Raw genomic sequence first — 17,573 nt, forward strand, 5'->3', positions numbered from 1 at the left:
GAGAACGCCCGACCAGCCCCCTGTGAGGCCCCCGTGTACCTGTCGAAGACCGAGGCCGCCGTCCTGCCGACGACGCTGGTCGGCACCCCCCGGACGCCACCGCCGCCGGCGACCGGCCGGCGCCGGCTGTGGCCGCTGCTCGGGCCGGCCTTCGTCGCCGCCGTCGCCTACGTCGACCCCGGCAACTTCGCCACCAACTTCTCCGGCGGCGCCTCCTTCGGCTACACGCTGCTGTGGGTGATCGTGGCGGCCAACCTCATGGCGATGCTCATCCAGAGCCTCACCGCCAAGCTCGGCCTGGCGACCGGGCGCGACCTGGCCACGAACTGCCGGGAGCAGCTCCCCCGCCCGGTCACCTGGGGACTGTGGGTGCAGGCCGAGGCGGTCGCCATCGCCACCGACCTGGCCGAGATCGTCGGCGGGGCGGTCGCGCTGTACCTGCTGTTCGGGGTGCCGCTGCCGGTCGGCGGGGTCATCACCGCCGTCGTGGCGTTCGTGCTGCTGGCCGCGCAGTCACGCGGGCACCGGCCCTTCGAGCGGGTCATCACCGGGCTGCTGCTGGTCATCGGCGCCGGCTTCGGCTACACGCTCATCGGCTCCGGCGTCGACCTCGGCGGGCTGGCCGGCGGCCTGGTGCCCACCTTCGCCGGCCCCGACAGCCTGGTGCTGGCCGCCGGCATCCTCGGCGCGACGGTGATGCCGCACGTCATCTACGTGCACTCCGCGCTGACGCCGGGCCGCTACGGCGACGTCGTCACCGCCGGCCGCACGCAGGAGGGACGGCGCCGGCTGCTGCGGGCCCAGCGCATCGACGTCCTGCTGGCCATGGGCCTGGCCGGGCTGGTCAACGCCTCGATGCTCGTCATCGCCGCGCAGCTGTTCACCGGCGACGCCGGCCAGGCCACCTCGCTGGAGGGCGTGCACGCCGGGCTCGGCGAGCAGCTCGGCGCCGGCGCCTCCCTGGCCTTCGCCCTCGCGCTGCTGGCCAGCGGGTTCGCCTCGTCGTCGGTGGGCACGCACGCCGGGCAGGTGGTCATGGCCGGGTTCCTGCGCCGGCACGTCCCGGTGCTCGCCCGCCGGCTGATCACCCTCGCCCCGGCGCTGCTGGTGCTCGTCCTCGGCGGTGACCCGACCACCGCGCTGGTCTGGTCGCAGGTGGTGCTCAGCTTCGGCATCCCGTTCGCGCTGGTGCCGCTGCTGTGGCTGACCAGCCGCCGCGACCTGATGGGCGGCTGGGTGAACCGGCGGGTCACGACCGTCGCGGGCGCCGTCGTGGCCGCGTTGATCATCGGCCTCAACGGCCACCTGCTGCTGGGCTTCGTGCTCGGGTAGCCCGCCCCCACCCCCGCCGAGATCACGTGATCTCGACCGCTCCGGGCCCCGGACGCGCCGAGATCACGTGATCTCGGCGCTGCGGGCGAGGTCGGCGGTGGCCCGGACGTCGTCGGCGATCACCGGCCACAGCGCCCGCGGCAGCTCGTGGCCCATCCCCGGGTGGACGACGAGGCGGGCGCCGGGGACCGCCGCCGCCGTCGCCTCACCGCCCTCGGGCCGGATCACCACGTCGCTGTCGCCGTGGACGACGAGCGTCGGCACCCGGACGGCGGCCAGCTCCGGGCGCAGGTCGCGGGCGATCCGCTCGGCCGCCTGCTGCCGCTTCGCGCCCGGGCCGGTCAGGCCGGAGGCGTCGCGGGCCATGGCCACCCGCAGCATCTCGAGGTGGTCCTCGCGGGACGCCGGGTGACCGGGCGAGCCGGTGACCTCCTGCATCGCCAGCAGGAAGTCGGCCATCGCCTCGGGCGTCGTCGGCCGGCCGTGCTCCTTCGCGAGCGCCCGGGCCTTCCGCACCAGCGCCAGAGTGGTGCGCGCCCGCATCCGGCCGATCCGCGGCGCGGGCGTCGACATGATGGAGGTCAGGGACAGCACGCGGTCGGGGTGCTCGACGGCGAGCAGCTGGGCGATCATCCCGCCGAGCGAGGCGCCGACGACGTGCGCGGCCGGCCAGCCGACGGCGTCCAGCACCGCCACCGCGTCGCCGGCCATGTCCGAGAGCGTGTAGGCCGCCGGGACCCGCGACCAGGCGCGCCGGGGCACGGGGCCGTCGAGGTGGGTCGAGAGCCCGACGTCGCGGTTGTCGAACCGGACGACGCGGAACCCGCGCGCCGTCAGCTCCGCGCAGAACCCGTCGGGCCAGCCGACCATCTGGGCGCCGAGGCCCATCACCAGCAGCAGGGGCTCACCGTCGTCGGGACCGAGGACCTCGTAGGCGATGTCGATCTCGCCGGAGCGGGCGGTGCGGACGGTCACGGCTGCCTCCTCGAGGGATCGGGATACAGTCGTACCACAGGAATGGGTACAGCTGTACCCCGAAGGAGGAGCCGTGCCCCGGCGGGTGGACCACGACGAACGGCGGCGCCACCTCACCGCCGCACTGCTGCGCATCGCCAGCACGCGGGGGCTGCAGGCGGTGTCCATGCGGGAGGTGGCCGCGGAGGCCGGCGTCTCGCTGCGGGTGGTGCAGTACTACTTCACCGACAAGCGGACGCTCATGGAGTCGGGCATCGCCGAGCTCGCCGCCCGGCTGGACCGGCGGGTGCGCGAGCGGGCGGGCGCCCTCGGCACCGGCCTGCCCCCGCGGACGGTGCTCGAGGTCGTGCTCGGCGCCATCCTGCCCACCGACGAGGACAGCCGCGCCGACCAGCTGGCCTGGACCGCCTACTACGCCGCCGGGCTCACCGCCCCGGCCGAGGCCGTCGACGGCCGCTACGCGCCCGACGCGCTGGAGCGCTGGCTGACCGGCGTGCTCGCCCGGGCGGTCGAGGCGGGGGACGTCCCGGCCGACATCGACCCGCGCATCGAGGTGGTGGGCCTCCTGGCTCTCACCAACGGCCTGGTCAGCAGCGTGCTGGGCCGGCAGCGCGACGTCGACGACGCCCTGCGGGTGGTGCGCTACCGCCTCGACCGGCTCTTCGGGCCGACTGCGGACTGACCCACCCGTACACCGTCGGTGCTACGCTGTCGCACATGGACGTCGGGGTCAGGGACCTCCGCAACCACACCGCGCGCATCATCGACGCCGTGCGCGCAGGCGAACGCGTCACGCTGACCGTGCGCGGGGAGCCGATCGCGGACATCGTGCCCCACGGCGCCCGCACCCGGTGGCTGTCCGGAGCGGCTCTGCGGGAGCAGCTCGAGCAGCGGTCCGCCGACCCCGGCCTGCGCGAGGACCTCGACGTGCTCGCGGGCCAGACCCTGGCCGACCTGTGACGACGGGGCTCCTCGACACGTCGGTGTTCATCGCCCGGGAGACGGCGCGGCCGCTCGGGCACCTGCCGGACCGAGTGGCGGTGTCCGTCGTGACGATCGGGGAGCTGGAGCTGGGCGTCCTCGCCGCCGAGGAGGAGACGATCCTGGCCCGGCGGGCCGACACCCTCGCGCTGGCACGGGAGTCCGACCCGATCCCCGTCAGCGAGGCCGTCATGAGCGCCTGGGCACGGCTGGTCGTCGACTGCCGCCGCGCGGGCGTCCACCGCACGGTCAAGCTCACCGACGCGCTCATCGCGGCCACCGCGGTCGTGCACGGGCTGCCCGTCGTGACGCAGGACGAGGACTTCGACCGGATCGCGGCCGCCCACTCCCCGCTCCGCGTCCTCAGGGTCTGACGACGGCCCGACGGCGTCCCGGTCGGATGCGGGTCGACCAGGTCGACAGTCCGCCCGCGCGGCGGAAGCCGAGAGCCTCGTTGACCGCGACCATCGGCCGGTTGGTGTCGGAGTTGTAGGTGCTGATCCGCCGGACCGCCGGGAGCGTCGCGGCGAGCTCGCGCAGGACGGCGGTCTTCACGCGGGCGCCGAGGCGGTGCCCGCGGTGCTCGCCCAGCACCAGCGTGCCGCCCTGGTTCGCGCGTTCGGGCTGAGCCAGCGACACGTGCAGGTCGGTGAAGGCCACCAGCCGGCCGTTCCGCAGCGCGCCGGCCGAGAGCACCGTGCGGCCGCGGGCCCGGTCGACGTCCTCCTGCTCGCGCACCCGGGCGGCGTCCCAGTCCTCCTCGGCCACCGGCACGTCCCCGCTCGGCGCGTCGGTCGACATCCGGCGGCTGAGCAGCGCCCGGTCCGCCAGGAGGGCCTCGGGTGTGCGGTCCCGCCAGGTGACCACCTCGTAGCCGGCGCTCGCGGCGGCCGCCTCGGCCTCCAGGGCCGACAGCCGCTCCTCGTCCACCGGGAGCAGCAGGTCACGGCGGGTCTCCTGCAGGTCGCACGTCCAGCCGCGGGCCAGGGCGAAGGCGCGCCCGGCGGTGCCCGGCCCGGGCTCGTCCACCTCGGCGACCAGCGACGAGCGCCCGGCCGCCGCGGCCAGCCGCACCCCCTCCTCGAGCAGGGCGGTGCCGACACCGCGGCGGCGGGCGGCGGGGTGCACGGCCACGTCGAGGAAGGCGACGGAGGCATTGTCCCGCACCGGCAGCAGCATGCGCAGCGCGCCCACCACCTCGCCGTCGACGACCGCGACCCGGTGGGTGCCGGTGCGCGAGCCGCCGGGGGTGGTCAGCCGCCGGGCCAGGGCGACGTGGTCGCTCGCCGGTCGCGGCGCCTCGCCGGGACGCGCGGCGCGCTGGCTCGCCGCCCACACCGCGCACCAGGCGGCGAACCGCTCGTCGTCCGGGCCGGTCTCCACGATCTCCACCCGGTCGTCCTACCCGGCGGCGCAACGCGTTCCCGCCGGGTGGAGCCGCACCCCGGCCACGGGGCGGAGACACGGCCTAGCGTCGCCGTCGTGGACACCGGCCCTCTGCTCGCGTCGGGTCGCGACGCGGACGTCTTCGAGTACGGGCCGGGGCGGGTGCTGCGGCGCTACCGCCGCGGCGGCGACACCGCGCACGAGGCCGACGTGATGCGTCACGTCGCGGCGCACGGCTTCCCCGTGCCGACCGTGGTCGCCGCCGGCGGGCCGGACCTCGTCCTGGAGCGGCTGGACGGGCCGACGGCGTGGCACGCGCTGCGCGACGGCCTGGTGGAGCCCGAGTCGGTCGGAGCCCAGCTGGCGGACCTGCACCGGCGGCTGCACGCCGTCCCGGCGCGGACCTCGCCCACGCCGGGACGTGTCGTGGTGCACCTCGACCTGCACCCGGACAACGTCCTGCTGACCACGCGCGGGCCGGTCGTCGTGGACTGGCGGAACGCGGACGACGGCTCGGCCGACGTCGACGTCGCGCTGAGCGCGCTGATCCTCGCCCAGGTCGCCCTCGACACGCGCCACCCGCTGGCACCGTCGGTGCGCCCCTGCCTGACGGCCTTCCTGGAGCGGACCGGGCAGCCGCCCGCGAGCGCGCTGACCGCGGCCGCCGCCTTCCGGGCCGCCGACCCGGCGGTCACCCCGGACGAGCGCGCCAGGATCGACCGGGCCACCGACCTCGTCGCCGGCTCCTGACGCCACCGAGCCACTCCCGCGGGGGAGCGCCGGACGACCTGGGCGGCTCAGGCGGGCCAGATGCCGGCGAAGTGGTGCACCGGGCCGGAGCCCGAGCCGATGCCCAGCGACCGGCCGCCCTCCAGCATGCGCTGGAGGTGGTCGCGGGCCTGCTCCACCGCCGGCTCCCAGCGCGCCGGGCCGCCGACGCCCCGGGCCACCAGCGCGGCGATCGCCGAGGACAGCGTGCAGCCGGTGCCGTGGGTGGCGGGGGTGTCGATCCGCGGCCGCACGGTCGGGACGACGCCGTCGGCGGTGGCCAGCACGTCGACGCTCTCGTCCCCGCCGAGGTGGCCGCCCTTGAGCAGCACCGCGCCGGGGCCGAGCTCGAGCAGCGCCTCGGCCTGGCCGGGCAGCTCGTCGACCGACCGGGCCGGGGCGGCGCCGAGCAGGGCGGCGGCCTCGGGCACGTTCGGTGTCACCAGGTCGGCCACCGGCAGCAGCACGTCGCGCACGGCGGTGATCGCGTCGTCGTCGACGAGCCGGTCGCCGCTGGTGGCCACCATGACCGGGTCGACGACGACCGGCCCGGCCACCCGCCCGGCCAGCGCGGCCGCCACCGCGCGGACGACGTCGGCGGTGCCGAGCATCCCGGTCTTGGTGGCGTGCACGGTCACGTCGTCGAGCAGCGTGGCGATCTGCTCGGCCACGAACGCCGCGGGCACCGGGTGCACGCCGGTGACGCCGCGGGTGTTCTGCGCGGTGAGCGCGGTGAGCACGGCGGTGCCGTAGGCCCCGAGCGCGCTGAAGGTCTTGAGGTCGGCCTGGATGCCCGCGCCGCCGCTGGGGTCGCTGCCGGCGACCGTCAGCGCCACCGGGGTCACCGCCTCGGGGGTCACCGCCGCGCCTCCCGCAGGGCGCGCGCGGCCGCGGTGGGGTCGGGCGCGGCGCAGATCGCCGAGACGACGCAGACGCCGTCGACGCCGGTCACCAGCGGTGCGCGGTCGACGTCGATGCCGCCGATCGCCACCGACCGCAGCCCACCGGCGGCCGCCTTCGCCGCCAGCGCCGACACGCCCCCGGGCCCGAGCCCGGTGCCGGCGTCGGGCTTGGTGGGGGTGGTCCACACCGGCCCGATGCCGACGACGTCGACCGTGCCCGGCGGCAGGGCCAGCGCGACGGCGAGCTCGTCGTCGGACCCGGCCGACAGCCCGAGCAGCCGGTCGGGGCCGATCCGCGCGCGGACCTCGGCCGCCGGGGTGTCGTCCTGGCCCACGTGCACGCCGTCGGCACCGGCCTGCAGCGCGACGTCGACGTCGTCGTTGACGAACAGCGCCACCCCCGTCCCGGCGAGGACCTGCTTCACCGACAGCGCCAGGGCGTACAGCTGCCGGCACGACGCCGTCTTGTCGCGCACCTGCACCGCGGTCACCCCGCCGGCCACCGCCGCGCGGACGACGTCGGGCACGCCCCCGGCGCCGGCCAGCGCGGTGTCGGTGACCAGGTACAGCGTCGGGTCGAACGCCGGCCTCACGCGGTCACCTGCGCCGGGGACAGGTCGGTCACCGCGTCGAGCGCGTCGAGCCAGAGCGGTGCGAAGGTGCCCGGCCCGGCGGCCAGGGCGGCCGCGGCCTCGGCGGCCAGCGCCACGTGCGCGTGCGCGGCCACCGCGCCGGTGAGCGGGTCGCCGGCGACGGCGACGTAGGCCGCGACCAGGGCGCCGAGCGCGCAGCCGGCGCCGGTGGTGCGGGTGAGCAGCGGCGACCCGCCGCCGACGCGCACGGTGCGGGACCCGTCCGTCACGACGTCGACCTCCCCGCTCACGGCCACCACGCCGCCGGTGCGCCCGGCCAGCGCCACGGCGGCGTCGAGCGCGTCGTCGGCCTTCGCGGTGGAGTCGACCCCGCGGCCGCCCTCACCGGCGCCGGTCAGCGCCATCACCTCGCTGGCGTTGCCGCGGACCACCACCGGCCGCGAGCCCAGCAGCTCGGCGGCGAGCTCCGTGCGGAACGCCAGCCCGCCGACGGCGACCGGGTCGAGCACCCACGGCGTGCCGGCACCCGCGGCCGACCGGGCCGCCAGCCGCATCGCCTCCGCGGTGCGCCGGTTCACGGTGCCGACGTTCACCAGCACCGCGGACGCGACGGCGGCGAAGCCCTCCGCCTCGGCCGGCTCGTCGACCATCGCCGGCGCCGCGCCGACGGCCAGCAGCGCGTTGGCGGTGAGCGTCTGCACGACGGTGTTGGTCAGGCAGTGCACGAGCGGGGCGGCGCCGGGCAGCGCCGTCCGGGCAGCGGTCAGAGCGGTGGCGTCCATCGCCGTGACATCCCTTCGCCAGCATGACCTGGACAGGTTCGGCGGGTGTGTTCTCAGCCCGCTCGCCAGAGCGGACACCCCGAGTCACTCGGCGGCGACGGTACCCCTCCCGCGCGGTGCCGCGCCGGGGTCCCAGGCGGCGTCGAAGAAGCCGAGCTCCAGCTCCATCGCGCGCCGGTAGGCCCGCCGCACGGCCGGGGTGTCGGCGGCCAGGCGGTCCAGCAGCGCCTCCAGCGTCGCGGCGAGCTCCTCGAAGCCGGCGTCGGCGTAGGTGTCGACCCACTCGCGGTAGGGCCCGGTCGCCGGGCCGGCCAGCGCCTGCCCGAGGTGCGCGTAGAGCCGCATGCACGGCGTCATCGCCGCCGCCACCTCCCCGAGGTCGCCGAGGGCGGCGGTGGCCAGCAGGAACTCGGTGTAGGCGAGCGTGGCCGGCGCCGGCTCGACGGCGGCCAGGTCGACGCCCCACCGGGCCGCGTAGCCGTCGTGCAGCCGCAGCTCGTCGCGGACGCCGGCGAGCAGGTCGGCGAAGGCATCCAGCGTCGCGCGGTCGCGGCTGTGCGCCACCCCGAGCGCGTAGGCGCGGGCGAAGGCCTCCAGGAAGAACGCGTCCTGGGCGACGTAGCCGGCGAACCGCTCGCGCGGCAGCGTCCCGTCGCCGATGCCGGTGACGAACGGGTGGCCGACGGCGGCCGCGGCGAGGTCGGCGCTGCCGGCCCACAGCTCGGCGGAGAGCGTCACCGGGCCATCCCCCAGAACGCCTCCTCCGCGGCGGCCACCTCGAGGAACACCGGCTCGTCGGCCGGGCCGGCGTCGTCGGCGGCGGCCTGCAGCCCCGCGACGTAGGAGGCGAACCCGGGCGCGGTCCAGTGCTCGACGAACGCGCGGTACCGCTCCGCGCCCGGCCGCGCCGACCACCAGGCGTCGAGGTAGGCCCGCTCCACCGCCCACAGCGCGGTCAGCGCGGTGCCGACGTCGGCGGCGTCGAGCCGGTACAGCAGGTCCCCGTAGGCGATGGTCGCCGGCAGCCGCGGCGCGGCGAGGTCCAGGTCGCGCTCCTCGGCGACCCGGGCGAACCAGTCGAGCTCCTCCACCAGCGCGACGCACCCGGCGGCCAGCACCGCCTGCGCCGGGCGGGGGGCGCGCGCCAGCAGCCGCGCCTGGAAGCGCAGCAGGTCGGCGAGGAACCAGGCGTCCTGCACCAGCCAGGTGTCGAAGGCGGCCGGCGGCAGCGTGCCGTCGCGGACGGCGTCGAGGAAGGGGGCACGGGTGGCTCGGCCCCACGCGTCGGCGTGGCGGACGAGCAGGTCGGCGACCGGCACGGCGGCCGACCCTACGGGGTGGCTATGGTGGCCGCGCCACGTGCGGGAGCTCGGGTCGACCGGGCTGAGAGGGCGGCTGGACGCGCCGCCGACCGCTGGAACCTGACCGGGTAATGCCGGCGTAGGGAGCGAGCATGAGCGCGGCGGATCCCGTCCGTACCGGCGTCGTCGGCACCGCCGAGGCGCCCCTGACCCTCGACGGCGCGCCACCGCGCACCCTCGGCCTCGCCGACACCCTGGGCCTGTGGGCCAACCTCGGCGTCAGCCTGCTGCTGCCGGTGGCGGCGGTGTTCGTCGTCCTGCCGGGGCGGCCGCTGTCGGTCACCGTCGCCGCGGTCGTCGTCGGCGCGGTGGTCGGCTCGGCGCTGCTGGGGGCAGTCGCCGCGGCCGGCGCGCGGGAGAGCGTGCCGGGGATGGTGCTGCTGCGCGGGCTGCTCGGCCGCCGCACGTCCTGGCTGCCGACGGCGTTCAACCTGGTGCAGTGCGTCGGCTGGGCGACGTTCGAGATCGTCGTGATCGCCGAGGCCGCCTCCCGGGTGCTCGGCGCGCCGCGCTGGCCGTTCGTCGTCGCCGCGGGCGTGCTGGCCACCGCGATGGCGCTGCGGCCCCTCGGCGTCGTCCGGGTGCTGGCGCGGTACGCGGTGTGGACGGCGCTGGCCGCCGTCGCCTACCTGTTCGTGCAGGTGCTCGCCGAGCCGCTGCCGCCGGTCGGAGGCGGCGGGGCGACGTCGTTCTGGACGGCGGCCGACGTCGTGATCGCGCTGCCGGTCTCCTGGGTGCCGCTGGCCGCCGACTACACCCGGCACGTGCGCAGCGCCCGCGCGGCGGGCGTCGGGTCGGCGGTCGGCTACGGGCTGGCCACCGTGGTGATGTTCGTGCTGGGCGTGCTGGCGCTGGCCGCCTACGGCAGCGCCGGGCTCGACGTCGTCGACGCGCTGCTGGCCGTCCCGCTGGGCGCGCTGGCGGTGCTCGTGCTGGTCGCCGTGGAGCTCGACGAGGCCTTCGCCAACCTCTACTCCACGGCGGTGTCGGCGCAGAACGTCGTCGCGCGGCTGGACCGGCGGGTGCTCGCGGGAGCCGTGGGCACCGTGGCCACGCTGCTCGCCCTCACCCTCGACGTCGCCGCCTACGAGCCGTTCCTCTTCCTCATCGGCGCGGTGTTCGTCCCGCTGGCCGGCGTGCTGATCGTCGCCTACTGGACCACCCCGCGCGGGCGCTGGGACACCTCCGACACCGCCCCGGCCCGGCCGCTGTACCTGCTGCCGTGGCTGGCCGGGTTCGTCGCCTACCAGCTCACGCTGCCCACGTACTTCCCCGGCCCGGGCGCCGGCTGGACGGCGTGGTGGACCGCGCGGCAGGCCGACCTGGGCATCGACCCGGCCAACGGCTGGTCGGCGTCGCTGGTGGGGCTCGCCGTCGCCGTCGTGCTCACCGTGCCGGTGACGCTGGCGACCCGCCGCCGGTGACCGACGTCGCCGTCGCCGGCGGCGGGCTGATCGGGCTCGCGGTGGCCTGGCGGGCCGCCCGGCGCGGGCTGTCGGTGACCGTCGCCGACGACGCCCCGGGCAGCGGCGCCTCGGCCGCCGCGGCCGGGATGCTCGCGCCGGTCGCCGAGGTCGGGTACCGCGAGGAGCCGCTGCTGCGGCTGGGCCTGGCCTCCCTGGAGCGCTGGCCGGACTTCGCCGCCGAGCTGGCGGCCGCGTCGGGGCGGCCGGTGGAGCTTCGCACCGCGGGCACGCTCGTGGTCGGCCTCGGCGAGGACGACGTCGGCGAGCTCGACGCCCTGCACGCCTTCCAGCGCGAGCTCGGCCTGGCCGCGCGGCGGCTGACCCCGCGGGAGGCCCGCCGCCGGGAGCCGGCGCTCGGCACCCGGGTGCGCGGCGGGCTGCTGGTCGAGGGCGACCACTCCGTCGACGGCCGTGCGGTGCACGCCGCGCTGCTGGCGGCGTGCGCGGCCGCCGGGGTCGGGCTGGTGCGGGAGCGGGTGGCCGGGGTCGTGGTCGACGGCGGCCGGGCCGCGGGACTGCGGCTGGCCTCCGGGGGCGTGGTCGCGGCCGGGGCGACCGTGCTCGCGCTCGGCGCGCACAGCGGCGCCCTGCCCGGGGTGCCGCCGCTGCCGGTGCGCCCGGTGAAGGGGCAGGTGCTGCGCCTGGCCGGCGCCGGCGGCCTGCTCGCGGGCACCGTCCGGGCGCTGGTGCGCGGCCGGCCCGTCTACCTCGTCCCGTACGGCGGGGACCGGCTGGTCGTCGGGGCCACCGTGGAGGACCGCGGCTTCGACGCGCGGGTGACCGCCGGCGCCGTGCACGACCTGCTGCACGACGCCGTCGAGGTCGTCCCGGAGGTCGAGGAGCTGGAGCTGACCGAGACGCTGGCCCGCTTCCGGCCGGGCACGCCGGACAACGCCCCGCTGCTCGGGCCCTCGTCGCTGCCCGGGCTGGTGCTGGCCACCGGTCACCACCGCAACGGCGTGCTGCTCACCCCGGTGACCGCCGAGGCCACCGCCGACCTGCTGGCCACCGGCGCCCTGCCGCAGCCGGCCGCCCCGTTCACCGCCGACCGCTTCGGAGGACCCGAGTGCAGCTGACCGTCAACGGCGACCCGGCCGAGCTGGCCGACGGCGCCACCGTGGCCGACCTCGTCGCCGCCCGGGCCGCCGGGCACGACCGGGTGGCCGTGGCCCGCAACGGCGACGTCGTCCCCCGCAGCAGCTGGGCGGCGACCCCGCTCGCACCCGGCGACGCCGTCGAGGTGCTCGCCCCGACCGCAGGAGGCTGACGATGACCGACCCCTTCGAGCTCGGCGGGGTGGCGTTCACCTCGCGGCTGCTGCTGGGCACCGGCGGGGTGCCCAGCCTCGAGGCGCTGGAGGCCGCCGTCCACGCCTCCGGCACGGAGCTGGTGACCGTGGCGCTGCGCCGGGTGGAGGCGTCGGCGGGCGGCTCGATGGTGCGGGTGCTCGACCGGGCCGGCGTCCGGCTGCTGCCGAACACGGCCGGCTGCCGCACCGCCCGGGAGGCGGTGCGCACCGCCCGCCTGGCACGCGAGGCGTTCGGCACCGACTGGGTCAAGCTGGAGGTGATCGGCGACGACGTCACGCTGCTCCCCGACGCCGTCGAGCTGCTCGACGCCGCCGAGCAGCTGGTGGCCGAGGGGTTCACCGTGCTCGCCTACACCACCGACGACCCGGTGCTCGGCCGCCGGCTGGCCGACGCCGGGTGCGCCGCGGTGATGCCGCTGGGCTCGCCGATCGGCAGCGGCCTGGGCATCCGCAACCCGCACGCGATCGCGCTGCTGCGCGAGGCCGTCGACGTCCCGCTCGTCCTCGACGCCGGCATCGGCACCGCCTCCGACGCCGCGCTGGCGATGGAGCTGGGCTGCGACGCGGTGCTGCTGGCCTCGGCGGTGACCCGCGCGCGCGACCCCGAGCGGATGGCGCTGGCCATGCGCTCGGCGGTGGAGGCCGGCCGGCTGGCGCGGCTGGCCGGCCGGATCCCGCGGCGCCTGTACGCGGAGGCCTCGACATCGCCCGTGGGCCTGCCGGCGCTGTGAGCGCACCGCGCCTGCTCGTCGTCACCGACCGGACGCAGGCGCGCCGCCCGCTGCCCGACGTGGTCGCGGCCGCGGTGGCGGCCGGCGCCCGGGCGGTCTGGCTGCGGGACCGGGACCTGCCGGGGCCGGAGCGGGCCGCGCTGGCCGCCGACCTGCGCGCGGTGCTCGACCCGGTCGATGGCCTGCTGGTGTGGGGCGGGGCGGACGGCGCCCCGGCCGGCACCGCCGTGCACCTGTCGGCGGCCGACCCGTTCCCCGCGGTCCGGCCCCCGCTGGTCGGCCGCTCCTGCCACTCGGCCGCCGAGCTGGCCCGCGCCGCGGCGGAGGGCTGCGACTGGGGAACGCTGTCCCCGTTCGCGCCCACCGCGTCCAAGCCCGGCTACGGCCCGGCGCTCGGCACCGCGGGCCTGGCGGCGCTGGCGCCGGCCGCTCCCCCGGTGCTGGCGCTGGGCGGCGTCCTCCCCGGTGACGTGGCGGGCTGCCTGTCCGCGGGGGCGTCCGGCGTGGCCGTGATGGGGCCGGTGATGCGCGATCCCGCCGTGGTCGCCGACTACGTCGCCGCGCTGGCCCGGGCCCAGCGGGTGTGACCTCCGTCCCTCCGTGTTTGACGGCGGCCGTCGCGAGCCATACGCAGGTGTTCGACATCGGTGCCCAGCAGGGGGCGGGACGCGCGAGGAGCTGACGGGTGAGACGCGGACCAGCCGTGCCCGGCTGGCCTCCGGCACCCCCGCCGCCCGCGTGGGACGGGCTGTCCTGGCAGCTCTCCGACGTGTCCCAGCTGCCGGAGGTGCGCGACGAGCTGCGCCGGTCGGGCGAGGTCGACGGCCCGGCCGACCTGCGCGACCGGCTGCTGCTGGTCCTCGACGAGATGGCCTCCAACGCGCTGCGCCACGGCGGGGGGCACGTCGAGGCCGCGGTCCGCCGCACCGGCGACGCCTTCCTGGTCGCCGTGTCCGACGGCGCCGCCGGCTCCCCGCCCACGCCCGCCGTCGACCGCGACCCCGGCCAGGGCGGGCTGGGGCTCTACCTGATCGCCGAGCTGTCCACCGCGCACGGCTGGTACGTCGACGGCGACGCCAAGACCGTCTGGGCGGTGCTGCCCCCCGGGTGAGCCCCATGGCGAGGTGCTGGAACGGCCTCCCTGCAGGGGCCCGCGCCGAGCCCGCGAGGCGTGGGGGCAGGGAGGTCCTCCTACTGGGGGTGGAGGCGGATGGCCACGAGGGCGACGTCGTCCTGGAGGCCCTCGGGCTGCAGCCGGGTGACCAGCGCGTCGCACAGCCGCTCCAGCGGCAGGTCGGCGAGCTGGGCCAGCGCGGCGCAGAGCCGGTCGGTGCCCTCGTCGAGCAGCAGGTCGCGGCCCTCGACCAGGCCGTCGGTGTAGAGCAGCAGCGTCGAGCCGCGGCGGACCTCCACCTGCTGGGAGGTGCGCTGCGCGCTCGGGTCGACGCCGAGCATCAGCTGCCCCCGGGCGCCGCCGAGCCGGTGCACCTCGCCCTCGGGGGTGAGCAGCAGCGGCACCGGGTGGCCGGCGTTGGACCAGCGCAGCGTCGTCGTCCCGGCGGCGCGCTGCTCCGGCGTCTGCTCCACCCGGGCGACCACCGCGGTGGCCATGGTGTGCAGCCCGAGGGCGTCCATGGCGTCGTCGAGCTCGGCGAGGACGGCGTCGGGCGGGGTGTCGCCGCGGTGGGCGACGCCCCGCAGCATCCCGCGCAGCTGTCCCATCGCCGCGGCGGCCTCGGTGTCGTGCCCGACGACGTCGCCGATGACGAGCACCGTCGCGCCGTCGCGCTGCAGGAACGCGTCGTACCAGTCGCCGCCGACCTGGGCGACCTGCACGGCCGGCTGGTAGCGGACGACGATCTCGGCGTCGTCGGGCTGCGGCGGCGCGGTCAGCAGGCTGCGCTGCAGCGCCTCGGCCAGCCGCCGCTGCTGGTCGAACAGCCGCGCGTTGTCCAGCGCGAGCGCGACGCGGTCGGCCACCTCGCGGGCGGCGGCGACGTCCTCGGCGGTGGCGGCGGGCCGGTCGGCGCCGCGGTAGACGCTGAGCGCCCCGAGGGTGCGGCCGCGGGCCAGCAGCGGCAGCGTGACCGCCGTCCGCGGGGCGAGCGCGTCGAAGACCTCGCGCACCTCGCCCTCGGGCAGCGTCGGGCGGACCACCGCCGGGACGTCGGCCACGGTGAGCAGCCGGCCCGACCCCAGCGCCTGCAGCACCGGGGCGTCGGGGGCGATGGAGGCCAGCCGCAGGCCGGCGTAGGCGGCGGTCGCCGGCCGCATCGCGGGGTCGGCGTGCCAGCTGGCGACGTCGTGCATGCGGCCGTCGGTGCCGTCGGCCAGGGTGAGGATCGCCCAGTCCCCCAGGACCGGGACGACGACCTCGGCCACCCGCTGCAGCGCCGCCCGCTCCGCCGCGGCGGAACCCAGCGCCGTCGACATCAGCGCGCTGACCTCGGCGAGGAGCGCGAGCCGGGCGGCGCCGGCCCGCGCGCGCTCCTCGGCGGCGCGGCGCTCGGTGACGTCGAGGAAGTACACCGACAGGCCGTCGGGCCCGGGCCAGGCGCGGACCTCGTACCAGGCGTCCAGCGGCGGCGGGTAGTAGGCGTCGAAGACCCGCTCCTCGCCCCGCTCCATCACCGCCCGGTAGTTGACCTCGAAGTCGCTGCCCACGGCGGCGGGGAACAGCTCCCAGAGGTCGCCGCCGAGCAGCTCCTCGCGGCTGCGGTGCAACACCCGCTCGGCCTCGGCGTTGACGTAGGTGAACCGCCACGAGCGGTCGAGGGCGAAGAACGCCGACCGCATGGTCTCCAGCACCCGCGAGACGCGCGAGTCGCCCTCGCGCAGCCGGGTGGTGTCGAGGGCGGCACCCAGCAGCCGCACCGGCCGGCCGCGGGAGTCGGCCAGCGCCCGGCCGCGGCCCTGCACCCAGCGGGTGTCGCCGGAGGGCAGCACCACGCGGAACTCGGCCTCGTAGGTGCCGACCGTCTCGACGGCCTCCTGCAGCGCCTGCAGGGTGCGATCGCGGTCGTCGGGGTGCAGCCGCTCGGCGAAGGCGTCGATCGTCTCGCCGAAGCCGCCGTCCCGGTAGCCGAACAGGGACAGCAGCTGCTCGTCCCAGGTGAGCCGGCCGGTGAGCAGGTCCCAGTCGAAGCTGCCGATCCCCGCGGCGTCGATGGCGAGCTCGATGCGGAGCCGGCTGACCTCCGCGTCGTCGGGGAGGAGGGACAGCGGCCGGAGCGCCCCACCCGGCGACCCCGGACGCTGCTCGGGGACGGTCACGGGGAGGGGGAGGTCCATTCGTGCGGGGGAGAGCGGCGGTCCGCCGTCCTTTCTCCCATGCCGGGGCAGGGGGAGACAACCGGTGTGCTGGAGTCGACACCCCCCGGGGCGTGCAGGAGCCCCGGTCCGCGGCCGGCGGACCGGGGCTCCGTCGAGGGCTCAGGCGGCCGGGGTGACCCCGAACTGCGCGAGCCAGTCCTGCACGACCGGGATGTCGACGCGCTGCAGGCCGTCGAGGTACCGGCAGTTGCCCGTGTAGCCGTAGCTGGTCACCGTGACGACGGTGCCCGACGGGCCGAAGGTCGGGCCCCCGGAGTCGCCGAAGCAGGTGCCGCCGCCGCCGCGGACGTCGTGCTCGTTGCCGTTGACCTGCAGGATCTGCGCGGTCAGCTTCTGCCCGACGACGTCGGTGTAGCGGCGCACGATCGGGTAGCTCATCGGCGTCGGCTTCTGCGGGCCGGAGTCGGCCTGCCGCACCTCGGTGCCGTAGCCGACGGCGCGGAACGTCGTGGAGTTCAGCCGCGGCTGGGCGTACCGGTCGAGCTCGTTCGGGGCGGCCAGCTGCGCCGGCTCGATGCCGGCGACCGGCTCGTCGAGGACGATGACCCCGACGTCGTTCCAGTTCCGCTGGTCGGTGAAGTCCGAGTAGCCCGGGTGGGTCTGCGCGGTGCCGGAGTACCAGTCGGAGCCGTCGGTCTCCTCGCTCCCGGTGTACCCGGCCGCGGGGTCGGCGGCGACGGGCAGCGCGGAGGGCTCGCCCGGTGCGGGCTGGGTGCGCGCGACCTCCCAGTCGAAGGTCACCAGGGTCTTGCCGTCGGTTCCGTCGGTGCAGTGCGCGGCGGTGAGGACGACGGTCGGGCTGACCAGCGTGCCGGAGCAGCGGTACCGGCCGCCGTCGCTGTAGAAGGCCAGCATCCCCACGTTGCTGTAGGTGTTGCCGGTGTCCTCGATGCCCCCGGTGACCGCGCCGGCCGGGGCGGGTGCCACCAGTCCGGCGGTGAGCAGGGCGGCGGCTCCGGCGAGCACCGCCTTCGTGCGTGCGTGCATCCTCGTCCTCTCCGTCGTCGGGCCGCCGGACGGCGACCCCACGGAGGGCAACGAACCCTGCACCGACCGGATCCGCAACTCGAGGGCCCCGGAAGTGCCGGACGGGCGCCCCGGGAGCGGGCCGGCCGGCTGCCGGTCCGACGCTCCTGGGGCGCCCGTCGAGGCCGTGGTCCCCTCACCCCGGGCTCCCGGGACGGCGTCCTGCGGTCCGTCTCGTCGCGGCGCCGGGCCGGGACCGCGTCCCGGTCCGGCGAGCGTCTCCCTCGGGCGGCCGGTGGGCCGTCCCGGTCCGCCGGCGCCGTCCTGGCCAGGTCGTGCCGGTCAGAGACCCGGGGACGACGGGGCGGGTCGTCCTGCGCCGGGCACCGGCAGGGCCTGGGTCCTCGCCCGCGGGCGCTGCCGGGGTCGCCGTCCCGCGTCGCGTCCGGGCCTCCCGGGAGGGTCCGCGCGCTGCACCCGGGGCGGGTCAGTCGGCGGGAGGTCGAGGCCGGATCGTCGTGCGGTGCGGTCTGCCGGCGGCGGAGAGGTGCCGCGGGAGGGCCAGGGGCGGCCGTGGAGGCCGGGAGGGGACTGCTCGCGGAGCGGGCCGTCGGTCCGGCCACCCACGGGGGGAAGGGGGTGGCCGGGCCCGTCGAGCTCGGTCGACGAGGAGAGCGGACGCGCGACG

The 17,573-nt window shown here is 77.3% G+C and carries 20 protein-coding genes and 2 riboswitches; of the genes, 11 read left to right on the top strand and 9 right to left on the bottom strand.

Going from position 1 to position 17,573, the window contains the following annotated elements; all coding sequences use genetic code 11:
* The first annotated feature begins 33 nt into the window (after positions 1–33).
* Positions 34–1,332, top strand: a complete 1,299-nt coding sequence (locus CHC04_RS18240; protein ID WP_089405375.1) for an Nramp family divalent metal transporter — start codon at positions 34–36, stop codon at positions 1,330–1,332.
* A 63-nt stretch (positions 1,333–1,395) separates the two neighbouring features.
* Here the strand turns inward: CHC04_RS18240 and CHC04_RS18245 are convergent, their stop codons facing one another.
* Complete coding sequence (locus CHC04_RS18245; protein WP_217897441.1) at positions 1,396–2,307, bottom strand: alpha/beta fold hydrolase; 912 nt, start codon at positions 2,305–2,307, stop codon at positions 1,396–1,398.
* Between the two features lie 73 nt (positions 2,308–2,380).
* On the opposite strand from CHC04_RS18245, the gene CHC04_RS18250 reads away from it, so the two are divergent.
* The 3 genes from CHC04_RS18250 to CHC04_RS24325 are packed head-to-tail and all read left to right on the top strand — an operon-like array spanning position 2,381 to position 3,662.
* Positions 2,381–2,989, top strand: coding sequence for a TetR/AcrR family transcriptional regulator (locus CHC04_RS18250; protein WP_089405376.1), 609 nt, complete (start codon positions 2,381–2,383; stop codon positions 2,987–2,989).
* 35 nt (positions 2,990–3,024) lie between these two features.
* Entirely contained in the window at positions 3,025–3,267 is a 243-nt protein-coding gene (locus CHC04_RS24320; RefSeq protein ID WP_217897442.1) for a type II toxin-antitoxin system Phd/YefM family antitoxin, read from the top strand.
* Positions 3,264–3,662 carry a PIN domain-containing protein gene (locus CHC04_RS24325; protein ID WP_089405377.1) on the top strand — a complete coding sequence of 133 codons (399 nt, stop codon included), beginning with the start codon at positions 3,264–3,266 and terminating at the stop codon, positions 3,660–3,662. Before CHC04_RS24320 ends, CHC04_RS24325 begins: the two co-directional genes overlap by 4 nt.
* Here the strand turns inward: CHC04_RS24325 and CHC04_RS18265 are convergent.
* Entirely contained in the window at positions 3,652–4,680 is a 1,029-nt protein-coding gene (locus CHC04_RS18265; RefSeq protein ID WP_089405378.1) for a GNAT family N-acetyltransferase, read from the bottom strand. The two genes, CHC04_RS24325 and CHC04_RS18265, sit on opposite strands and share 11 nt — an antisense overlap.
* A gap of 90 nt (positions 4,681–4,770) precedes the next feature.
* Here CHC04_RS18265 and CHC04_RS18270 point away from each other — a divergent pair, with 90 nt between their 5' ends.
* The gene (locus CHC04_RS18270; RefSeq protein WP_089405379.1) at positions 4,771–5,424 is read left to right on the top strand and encodes a phosphotransferase; all 654 of its coding nucleotides are present in this window, start codon (positions 4,771–4,773) and stop codon (positions 5,422–5,424) included.
* A 47-nt stretch (positions 5,425–5,471) separates the two neighbouring features.
* On the opposite strand, the gene thiD is transcribed toward CHC04_RS18270, so the two are convergent.
* From thiD to CHC04_RS18295, 5 genes are all read right to left on the bottom strand, one after another.
* The gene (gene thiD, locus CHC04_RS18275; protein ID WP_245817433.1) at positions 5,472–6,302 is read right to left on the bottom strand and encodes a bifunctional hydroxymethylpyrimidine kinase/phosphomethylpyrimidine kinase; all 831 of its coding nucleotides are present in this window, start codon (positions 6,300–6,302) and stop codon (positions 5,472–5,474) included.
* Positions 6,299–6,937, bottom strand: coding sequence for a thiamine phosphate synthase (thiE, locus tag CHC04_RS18280; RefSeq protein WP_089405380.1), 639 nt, complete (start codon positions 6,935–6,937; stop codon positions 6,299–6,301). The genes thiD and thiE overlap by 4 nt, the downstream gene beginning before the upstream one ends.
* Positions 6,934–7,719 carry a hydroxyethylthiazole kinase gene (thiM, locus tag CHC04_RS18285; protein ID WP_089405381.1) on the bottom strand — a complete coding sequence of 262 codons (786 nt, stop codon included), beginning with the start codon at positions 7,717–7,719 and terminating at the stop codon, positions 6,934–6,936. Before thiM ends, thiE begins: the two co-directional genes overlap by 4 nt.
* Positions 7,713–7,811, bottom strand: a riboswitch (TPP riboswitch). (Overlaps the previous gene by 7 nt.)
* Complete coding sequence (locus CHC04_RS18290; RefSeq protein ID WP_089405382.1) at positions 7,804–8,457, bottom strand: TenA family protein; 654 nt, start codon at positions 8,455–8,457, stop codon at positions 7,804–7,806. It overlaps the preceding riboswitch by 8 nt.
* Positions 8,454–9,038, bottom strand: coding sequence for a TenA family protein (locus CHC04_RS18295; protein ID WP_089405383.1), 585 nt, complete (start codon positions 9,036–9,038; stop codon positions 8,454–8,456). Before CHC04_RS18295 ends, CHC04_RS18290 begins: the two co-directional genes overlap by 4 nt.
* A gap of 37 nt (positions 9,039–9,075) precedes the next feature.
* Positions 9,076–9,174, top strand: a riboswitch (TPP riboswitch).
* Between CHC04_RS18295 and CHC04_RS18300 the strand changes: the two genes are divergently transcribed.
* The 6 genes from CHC04_RS18300 (at position 9,173) to CHC04_RS18325 (ending at position 13,697) form a co-directional block, all read left to right on the top strand.
* Positions 9,173–10,504: a purine-cytosine permease family protein gene (locus CHC04_RS18300; protein ID WP_089405384.1), complete on the top strand. Its 1,332-nt coding sequence runs from the start codon at positions 9,173–9,175 to the stop codon at positions 10,502–10,504. It overlaps the preceding riboswitch by 2 nt.
* Positions 10,501–11,622, top strand: coding sequence for a glycine oxidase ThiO (gene thiO, locus CHC04_RS18305; RefSeq protein WP_089405385.1), 1,122 nt, complete (start codon positions 10,501–10,503; stop codon positions 11,620–11,622). The genes CHC04_RS18300 and thiO overlap by 4 nt, the downstream gene beginning before the upstream one ends.
* A complete protein-coding gene (thiS, locus tag CHC04_RS18310) occupies positions 11,613–11,813 on the top strand; it encodes a sulfur carrier protein ThiS (RefSeq protein ID WP_089405386.1) in 201 nt (66 codons plus the stop codon). The genes thiO and thiS overlap by 10 nt, the downstream gene beginning before the upstream one ends.
* Before the next feature lie 2 nt (positions 11,814–11,815).
* Positions 11,816–12,586: a thiazole synthase gene (locus CHC04_RS18315; protein ID WP_089405387.1), complete on the top strand. Its 771-nt coding sequence runs from the start codon at positions 11,816–11,818 to the stop codon at positions 12,584–12,586.
* Positions 12,583–13,173 (top strand): thiamine phosphate synthase, encoded by a 591-nt coding sequence (locus tag CHC04_RS18320; protein ID WP_089405388.1) that lies wholly within the window; start codon positions 12,583–12,585, stop codon positions 13,171–13,173. The genes CHC04_RS18315 and CHC04_RS18320 overlap by 4 nt, the downstream gene beginning before the upstream one ends.
* Positions 13,174–13,271: 98 nt before the next feature.
* Entirely contained in the window at positions 13,272–13,697 is a 426-nt protein-coding gene (locus CHC04_RS18325) for an ATP-binding protein (RefSeq protein ID WP_089405389.1), read from the top strand.
* Positions 13,698–13,777: 80 nt separating this feature from the next.
* Here the strand turns inward: CHC04_RS18325 and CHC04_RS18330 are convergent, their stop codons facing one another.
* Both CHC04_RS18330 and CHC04_RS18335 read right to left on the bottom strand, forming a co-directional pair.
* Positions 13,778–15,859: a SpoIIE family protein phosphatase gene (locus CHC04_RS18330; protein ID WP_245817435.1), complete on the bottom strand. Its 2,082-nt coding sequence runs from the start codon at positions 15,857–15,859 to the stop codon at positions 13,778–13,780.
* 159 nt (positions 15,860–16,018) lie between these two features.
* Positions 16,019–16,906 (bottom strand): trypsin-like serine protease, encoded by an 888-nt coding sequence (locus tag CHC04_RS18335; protein WP_089405391.1) that lies wholly within the window; start codon positions 16,904–16,906, stop codon positions 16,019–16,021.
* Between the last annotated feature and the right edge of the window lie 667 nt (positions 16,907–17,573).

It is taken from the genome of Geodermatophilus saharensis, from assembly GCF_900188205.1.
GTDB lineage: Bacteria > Actinomycetota > Actinomycetes > Mycobacteriales > Geodermatophilaceae > Geodermatophilus > Geodermatophilus saharensis.

Coding starts and splice junctions, on each gene's coding strand:
- CHC04_RS18335 (WP_089405391.1), bottom strand. CDS start 16,906: ATGCACGCACGCACGAAGGCGGTGCTCGCCGGAGCCGCCGCCCTGCTC.
- CHC04_RS24320 (WP_217897442.1), top strand. CDS start 3,025: ATGGACGTCGGGGTCAGGGACCTCCGCAACCACACCGCGCGCATCATC.
- CHC04_RS18315 (WP_089405387.1), top strand. CDS start 11,816: ATGACCGACCCCTTCGAGCTCGGCGGGGTGGCGTTCACCTCGCGGCTG.
- thiM (WP_089405381.1), bottom strand. CDS start 7,719: ATGGACGCCACCGCTCTGACCGCTGCCCGGACGGCGCTGCCCGGCGCC.
- CHC04_RS18300 (WP_089405384.1), top strand. CDS start 9,173: ATGAGCGCGGCGGATCCCGTCCGTACCGGCGTCGTCGGCACCGCCGAG.